The sequence below is a fragment of the Thermomonas sp. genome, from assembly GCF_029945965.1.
Lineage (GTDB): Bacteria > Pseudomonadota > Gammaproteobacteria > Xanthomonadales > Xanthomonadaceae > Thermomonas.
The window spans coordinates 64141-71324 of record NZ_JAQSDO010000005.1 but is presented as its reverse complement, the minus strand read 5'-3'; the positions used below and the strand labels follow the sequence as shown (position 1 = coordinate 71324).

Annotated in this window: 7 protein-coding genes; 1 reads left to right on the top strand and 6 read right to left on the bottom strand. The window is 63.7% G+C overall.

The annotated features are described in order from the left end of the window. Positions 1 to 560: type I glyceraldehyde-3-phosphate dehydrogenase (locus PSV05_RS01290; protein ID WP_300060325.1), on the bottom strand; the 560-nt coding region annotated here is incomplete at its 3' end. A 73-nt stretch (positions 561 to 633) separates the two neighbouring features. Between PSV05_RS01290 and PSV05_RS01285 the strand changes: the two genes are divergently transcribed. Then, positions 634 to 1491: a S1/P1 nuclease gene (locus PSV05_RS01285; RefSeq protein WP_300060322.1), complete on the top strand. Its 858-nt coding sequence runs from the start codon at positions 634 to 636 to the stop codon at positions 1489 to 1491. A gap of 10 nt (positions 1492 to 1501) precedes the next feature. Here PSV05_RS01285 and PSV05_RS01280 read toward each other — a convergent pair whose 3' ends face one another. Genes PSV05_RS01280 through PSV05_RS01260 form a run of 5 tightly spaced genes read right to left on the bottom strand, consistent with a single transcriptional unit; the run spans position 1502 to position 7152 of the window. After that, the gene (locus tag PSV05_RS01280) at positions 1502 to 2077 is read right to left on the bottom strand and encodes a sulfur transferase domain-containing protein (RefSeq protein WP_300060319.1); all 576 of its coding nucleotides are present in this window, start codon (positions 2075 to 2077) and stop codon (positions 1502 to 1504) included. A gap of 34 nt (positions 2078 to 2111) precedes the next feature. Beyond that, positions 2112 to 2555: a thioredoxin TrxC gene (gene trxC, locus PSV05_RS01275; RefSeq protein WP_300060316.1), complete on the bottom strand. Its 444-nt coding sequence runs from the start codon at positions 2553 to 2555 to the stop codon at positions 2112 to 2114. A 1-nt stretch (position 2556) separates the two neighbouring features. Beyond that, the gene (locus tag PSV05_RS01270) at positions 2557 to 5841 is read right to left on the bottom strand and encodes an efflux RND transporter permease subunit (protein WP_300060313.1); all 3285 of its coding nucleotides are present in this window, start codon (positions 5839 to 5841) and stop codon (positions 2557 to 2559) included. Further along, positions 5834 to 6949, bottom strand: coding sequence for an efflux RND transporter periplasmic adaptor subunit (locus tag PSV05_RS01265; RefSeq protein ID WP_300060310.1), 1116 nt, complete (start codon positions 6947 to 6949; stop codon positions 5834 to 5836). Before PSV05_RS01265 ends, PSV05_RS01270 begins: the two co-directional genes overlap by 8 nt. Next, positions 6946 to 7152, bottom strand: a complete 207-nt coding sequence (locus PSV05_RS01260) for a DUF2892 domain-containing protein (protein WP_300060307.1) — start codon at positions 7150 to 7152, stop codon at positions 6946 to 6948. The genes PSV05_RS01265 and PSV05_RS01260 overlap by 4 nt, the downstream gene beginning before the upstream one ends. Positions 7153 to 7184: the final 32 nt, after the last annotated feature.

Here is a 7184-nt window from a genome sequence, read left to right as displayed (position 1 = left end):
ACGGTCTTCTGGGTGGCGGTGGCGGCGTGCACGGTGGTCATCAGGCCGCGCTTGATGCCCCACTTGTCGTCCAGCACCTTGGCGATCGGCGCCAGGCAGTTGGTGGTGCAACTTGCATTGGAGATGATCGCCTGCCCTGCGTAGGTCTTGCAGTTCACGCCATGCACGAACATCGGCGTGTCGTCCTTGGACGGCGCCGACAGGATGACTTTCTTGGCGCCGGCATCGATGTGCTTCTGCGCGGTCTCCTTGGTCAGGAACAAGCCGGTGGATTCCAGCACGATATCGGCGCCGACCTCACCCCACTTCAGGTTGGCGGGATCGCGCTCTGCAGTCAGGCGAATCGTCTTGCCATTGACCACCAGCGCACCATTGACGACCTTGACGTCGCCATCGAAGCGGCCATGCACCGAGTCGTAGCTCAGCATGTAGGCCAGGTAGTCGGGCTCCAGCAGGTCGTTGATGCCGACAATCTCGATGTCGTCGCCGAAATTCTGCACCGCGGCGCGGAATACACAGCGCCCAATGCGCCCAAACCCGTTGATGCCAACCTTGATCACCGTGGACTCCTGTTAAGACATGGATGGAAAACTCCGTTATTTTAGCTGCTTGCCCATCACGCTGCCTGCCGCCATGCGCCGATTGCCCACCGCCTTCATTTTCGCGTTCCTCCTGACCCTGCTGCCGGCGCTGCCTGCGCTGGCCTGGAGCGGCATGGGGCACCGCATGGTCGGTGAACTGGCACAGCGCCACCTGAGCCCGGCCGCCAAGTCTGAAGTCGCCAAATTGCTGGCCGGCGAGCCCAACCCCACACTGGCCGGCGTGGCCACCTGGGCCGATGACCTGCGCAACACCGATCCGGAGCGCTTCAAGGCAACCTCGCGCTGGCATTACATCAATGCGCAGGGCGGCGGCTGCGCGTTCGACGTGGCCCGTGACTGCCCCGATGGCAACTGCGTGGTCGAAGCGATCGAAAAGCAGCGCGCAATCATGGCCGACCGCAACCAGCCGCTGGCCGCGCGCCGCGATGCGCTCAAGTTCATCGTCCACTTCGTCGGCGACGTGCACCAGCCGATGCACGCCGGCAACCGCACCGACAGCGGTGGCAACAGGTTCCAGATCAGCTTGCGCACACCGATCAAACCGGAAGCGTATGCGGCCAAGGATTATGTCGATGGCGTGATGGGTACCAACCTGCATTCGATCTGGGATTACTACATCTTCGCCAGCACCGGGCGCAGCCTTGCCGACTACAACAACCGGCTGGATGCGCTGCCGTGGCCGCCGTACCCACCTGCATCGAGATACGACGTGATGCCGCTGGCCTGGGCGGGTGAATCCTGCCGCCTGATCGACGCCCGCGGAATCTATCCGGAAAAACACACGATGGATGACGCCTACCTGGACGCGATGCGCCCGCTGGCCGAGCAGCGCGTGCGGCAGGCCGCGTGGCGCTTGGCGCAGTTGCTCAACGAGACGCTGGGCCAATAAATCTGCGCAACTAACAATTCGGGGCCGAGGCTCTGCAGCGGCTCGGTTCGCTGGCAAGCGACGGCAGTCCGAGGCGCTCGCGGACAACGGGTTCCAGCTTGGTCAAACCGGCAGCCTTGCCGAATTCGAGTGCAGCTTCAGGACTCATGCCACTGTGCTGTGCCGCCAGCGCCAGCAATGCGCCAGCGCGATTGCCCGAAGCGCAATGCACCAGCACCGTGCCAGAACCTGCCTGCAGCGATTGCCAAAGCAGGCGCGCGTTGTCCGCGGTGAGGTCGCCGGCACCGGCCACGTCGATCTGTACATAGTCCATCCCGCTCGCCTGCACCTCACCCGCTTCGTTGCGACTGCCGAGTTCGGATGCGGGGCGCAGGTTGATCACGCGCGTCACGCCAGCAGCATGCAGGTCACGCCATGCAGTCGCATCGGGCTGACCACCAGTCACCAAACCCGCACGCGGGACATGCAGATGCGGCACATCCGACTGCAACTGCGACGTGGCAAGTGCGATGCGCGTAGGCGCAGGCGCGCTGGCGCAAGACGCCAGCAGCAGGCAGGCCAATACGCTCGTGAACAGTTTTCTCATGCGATGCCTCATGCGATTTCCTGAGTTTCGCGCATCATGCGCCCGGCAAATTTGAATGCGTCCAACGCACTATTTCCGCCGCGCCCAACGCACCTGCCTGACGTGCAATTTCGCGGCCCTGCGCGAACAGCACCATGGTCGGGATGCTGCGAATTCCGAACTGTTGGCCCAGTGTAGGCTCGGACTGGGTATCGACCTTGGCTAGCCGCACGTGGGGTTCCAGTTGCGCCGCAGCTGCTTCGAAATTCGGCGCCATCACCTTGCACGGACCGCACCATGGCGCCCAGAAGTCCACCAGCAGCGGCAGCTCCGAGCGATTCTGATGTGCGGCAAAATTATCGACGCCAAGCGCAACCGGATGGCCGTCGAACAGCGGCTTGTGGCAGCGGCCACAGGTCGGCGACTCGGCAAGTCGCTGGGCCGGCACGCGGTTGAGTGCATGGCAATGCGGGCAGGCCACCTTCAGCGCGTCATCCATTTCATACCTCCTGTTTTTCCAGTGAGTCCGCATTGGCACCGATGCGCCCTTCGCGCATCTTCAGCACGTAATACAGCAAAGGAATCACCACCAGCGTCAACGCCGTGCTGACGAGGATGCCGAAGATCAGTGAGATCGCCAGGCCATTGAAGATCGGATCGTCGAGGATGAAGAACGCACCCAGCATCGCCGCCACCCCAGTCAGCACGATAGGCTTGGCACGCACCGCACAGGCATCGATCACCGCCTCGGCCAACGGCACCCCGCGCGCGATTTCCTGGTTGATGAAATCCACCAGCAGGATCGAGTTGCGCACGATAATCCCGGCCAGCGCGATCATGCCAATCATGCTGGTCGCGGTGAACTGCGCACCCAATAGCGCATGGCCCGGCATCACTCCAATCACGGTCAACGGGATCGGCGCCATGATCACCAGAGGCACCAGGTAGCTGCGGAACTGCGCGACCACCAGCAAGTAGATCAACAGCATGCCGGCGGCGTAGGCAATGCCCATGTCGCGGAACGTCTCATAAGTAATCTGCCACTCGCCGTCCCACTTGATCGCGTACTGGCTGGTATCGGTTGGCTGGGCGATAAAGGTCTGCCCAAGTGACTGGCCAGCAACCTTCGAATCGCGCAGTTTGCCGACCACGCTGAACATGCCGTACAGCGGGCTGTCCAGGTCGCCGGCTTCGTCCGCCAGGGCATACACGACCGGCAAGCCGTCCTTGTGATGGATCGCGCCATCCCAGGTGCCGCGCTGCACGCGCACCAGTTCGGACAACGGCACCAGTTGGCCCTGTGCGCCGCGTACCTTCACCGCCAGCAGTGCATCCATTGACGCCTGGTCCTGCGCCGGCAAGCGCACGCGTACCGGCCGCGGATACTTCGACGTACCGTCATGGATGAAGGTGGCATCGCTGCCCGATACCGCCATAGAGATAGCATCGGCCACGGTTGCCTGGGCAACGCCCAGTCGTGCCGCCCGCACCCGATCCAGCATGATGGTTTCGCGCGGGGCATCAGCCTCCACGCTGGTATCTATGTCGACGATGCCGTCGGTCTTCGCGAACGGCCCGCTCGCCAATGCACGCGCGATGCGGCGCTGGCCGGCGTAATCCGGGCCATAGATTTCCGCCACCAGTGGCGATAGCACCGGCGGGCCTGGCGGGACTTCCACGACTTTTACAGAAGCGCCTTGGCGTTCACCGATTGCTGACAGCGCAGGACGAATCGCGCGGGCGATGTCGTGGCTCTTGCGATTACGGTGATGCTTGTCGACCAGGTTGACCTGCAGGTCGCCGACGTTGTTGCCGCTGCGCAGGAAGTACTGGCGCACCAGGCCGTTGAAATTGATCGGCGCAGCGGTACCGGCATAGCCCTGATAGTCGAGCACCTCGGGCACCTTGTCGATCTCGGCGGCGAGTTCGGCCAGCAGCGCATTGGTCTGCTCGAGCGTGCTGCCCTCGGGCATGTCGACGATCACCTGCACTTCCGACTTGTTGTCGAACGGCAGCATCTTCAGCACGACGAGTTTGAAAACAGCCAATGAGGCCGACAACAGCACCAGGCCCAGCATCGATGCAAACAACAGCCCACGCTTGCGGCCGGCGCGATCACCGATCAGGAACGGCGACAACACCCGGCGGAACATCCGATGCAGAAAACCTTGCTGCTTCTCTTCGTGCGCATGATCGACATCGGCACCATGCCCGTGTCGGCGCAACAGTTTCAGCGACAACCACGGCGTCACCACCAGCGCGATGGCCAGCGACAGCAGCATGCCGACCGAAGCATTGATCGGGATCGGCCGCATGTACGGCCCCATCAGGCCGGTCACGAAGGCCATCGGCATCAGTGCGGCGATCACAGTGAAGGTCGCCAGGATGGTCGGGCCACCGACTTCATCCACCGCAGGCGGAATGACCTCGAACAAGCCGCGCTTGCGGCCATCAGCAGCCGGAATCGCGAGATGGCGATGGATGTTCTCGACAATGACAATCGCGTCATCGACCAGGATGCCGATAGAGAAAATCAGTGCGAACAGTGAGACCCGGTTGAGTGTGAATCCCATCATGTGCGATGCGAACAAGGTCACCGCCAACGTCAGTACCACCGCACTGCCCACGACAATCGCCTCGCGCCAGCCGAGCGCGAACAGCACCAGCAACACCACCGCGGAGGTGGCAAACACGAGTTTCTGGATCAGCTTCAACGCCTTGTCGGCGGCGGTCTGGCCGTAGTCGCGGGTGACCGTGGCGTGCACGCCCTGCGGGATCAGCTCGCCATGCAATTCGCCAATGCGGCGCGCCACCGCGCCAGTGATGTCGGAGGCATTGCTGCCGGGTTTTTTGGCGATGGCAATGGTGACTGCCGGCGCGATGCCGGCCTTCGGCCCGGCGCGCCCGGCCGGCGCACCAAACCACGCATAGCGACTGGCGAGGTCGCCGCGCGGTTCCACCGTCGCAACATCGGAAAGCAGCAGCGGCTTGCCACCATCGCTGCCGATCACCAGTGAGGACACGTCCTCCGCCGAAGCAAGAAAACGACCCGCGGTTACCGGCACCGAACCGTCCGCGCCCACGCGCTCGCCGGCTTGGTGGACCACGTTCGCCGCCTGCAACGCCTGCACCAGGTCACCTGGTGCCAGGTTGTAGCTGGACAGCTTGGCTGCATCCAGGGTGACCAGCACGCTGCGGTCGGGCGCGCCGATGGTGTAGACGTCGCGAGTGCCCGGGATGCGCTTGAATTCGCTTTCCAGCGAATGCGCGACTTCGGCCAGCTGGCTGGCATCGGTCGCCGGATCATCACTCCACAACGTGACCGCCATCACCGGCACATCATCAATACCCTTCGGCTTGACTACCGGGCTGCCAACGCCGACACCGCGTGGCAACCAGTCCTGGTTGGAGAACACCTGGTTGTACAGGCGCACCAACGCCGGCTGGCGCTGCACGCCAACCTCGAATTCCACGGTCATCACGGCCATGCCGGGACGGCTGATCGAATACACGTGCTTGACGCCTTCGATCTCGCCGAGCTTCTGCTCCAGCGGCGTGGCCACCAGCTGTTCGACATCGCGCGCGCTGGCGCCATCGAACGGCACGATGACATTGGCCATCGTCACGTCGATCTGCGGTTCTTCCTCGCGTGGGGTAATACCTACTGCCAGCATTCCGAGTAGCAAGCCCATGATCGCCAGGATCGGCGTCAGCGGATTGTTCTGGAACGCCGCGGCAAGCCGCCCGGATATCCCGAGCCGCGCGGGTTGCGCGAGGTCAGTCATGCGTGTCGCCCGCCGCCTTTCGCTGCGCGGTCACGGCCTGCAACGCCACCACCGGATCGCTTGCCACCTTGTCGCCTGCATTCAGGCCGCTGATGACTTCGACCATGTCGCCATCGCTTGCACCTAGGCGCAGCTGACGCAATATCAGGCGATTGCCCTGGCGCACGTAAACACCACTAAGCTCGCCCCGCTGGGCCACGGCCGATGCGGGAATGTGCAGCATTGCGCCCGACGAACCGGCGGGCGTGGCATCGGCATTGAACACCACCTTCGCGGTGGTGCCGGGTGCCGGCATGGGATCCAGGCCCGGAAGTTCGATGCGCACGTTCACGCTATGGGTGGCGACATCCGCCACCGGAAATACGGTCACCTTGGCCGGCGCCACCGTGCGACCACCGGGCAGCAACACACTGGCCCGCGGATCGCGGCGGATCGCCTCGGCACGGGTTTGCGGCACAGCGACTTCAATACGCAATTCGCCCGGTGCGTACACGCTGATCAGCGGCTGTCCGGGCGAAATGCTTTCCCCCGGCTCGACATCGCGGCGTGCAACCACACCATCAAACGGCGCACGCACCACGGTATAGGCCGCCTGCTGCGCGGCCTGCGCCAGTTGCGCACTGGCTGCATCGCGCGCGGCCACCGCTGCATCACGTGCGGCGCGCGCCTGATCGATCTGCGCACGCGACACATACTGCCCGTCGGCCAATGCGGCGAAGCGCCGGTAGTTCTGCTGTGCTTCCACGGCGGAGGCCTCGGCCGCGCGCAACTGTGCGCGCGCGGTGTTGGCACCAGCCTCCTGCTCGACCGCACTGATGCGCATCAGGACGGTACCGACGGCCACCCGGGCATTGACGTCCACGTCCACCGAGGTCACCCGGCCCGCGGTCTGCGCGCTCAGGTCGGCACGCCGGACGGCTTCGACCACGCCGTCCCAACCATGCCCACCAGAGATGCTTGCAGGCGCGACCTCGAACGTGGCCACGTCCGCAAGCGGCGGCAGCGTGTTGTGTGCGCTTTCCTTGCCGCAGCCCGCCAAGGCCGCGGCCAAGGCCAGCAGCGAGGGCAACAGCAATCTCTGAACTGATGGGTAGAGCGATTTACTCACTTGACAGCGCATCCCGACGACGTGAAGCCCAGCTTTTGAAACAACATGCCCGCCGGGCAAAAGCCGGTAAACGCGGACTGGAACAGGTTCAAGCCGATGAACGCGGTCATCAGCCAGAACCAGGGTGAAACGAAATAAGTCAAGGCAATGCTGATCAGGATCATGACGCCTGCAAAGGCCTGTACAGCGCGGTCGGTAGTCATTTGAGTGCTCCTTGGATGGGTGTCTGTAAATC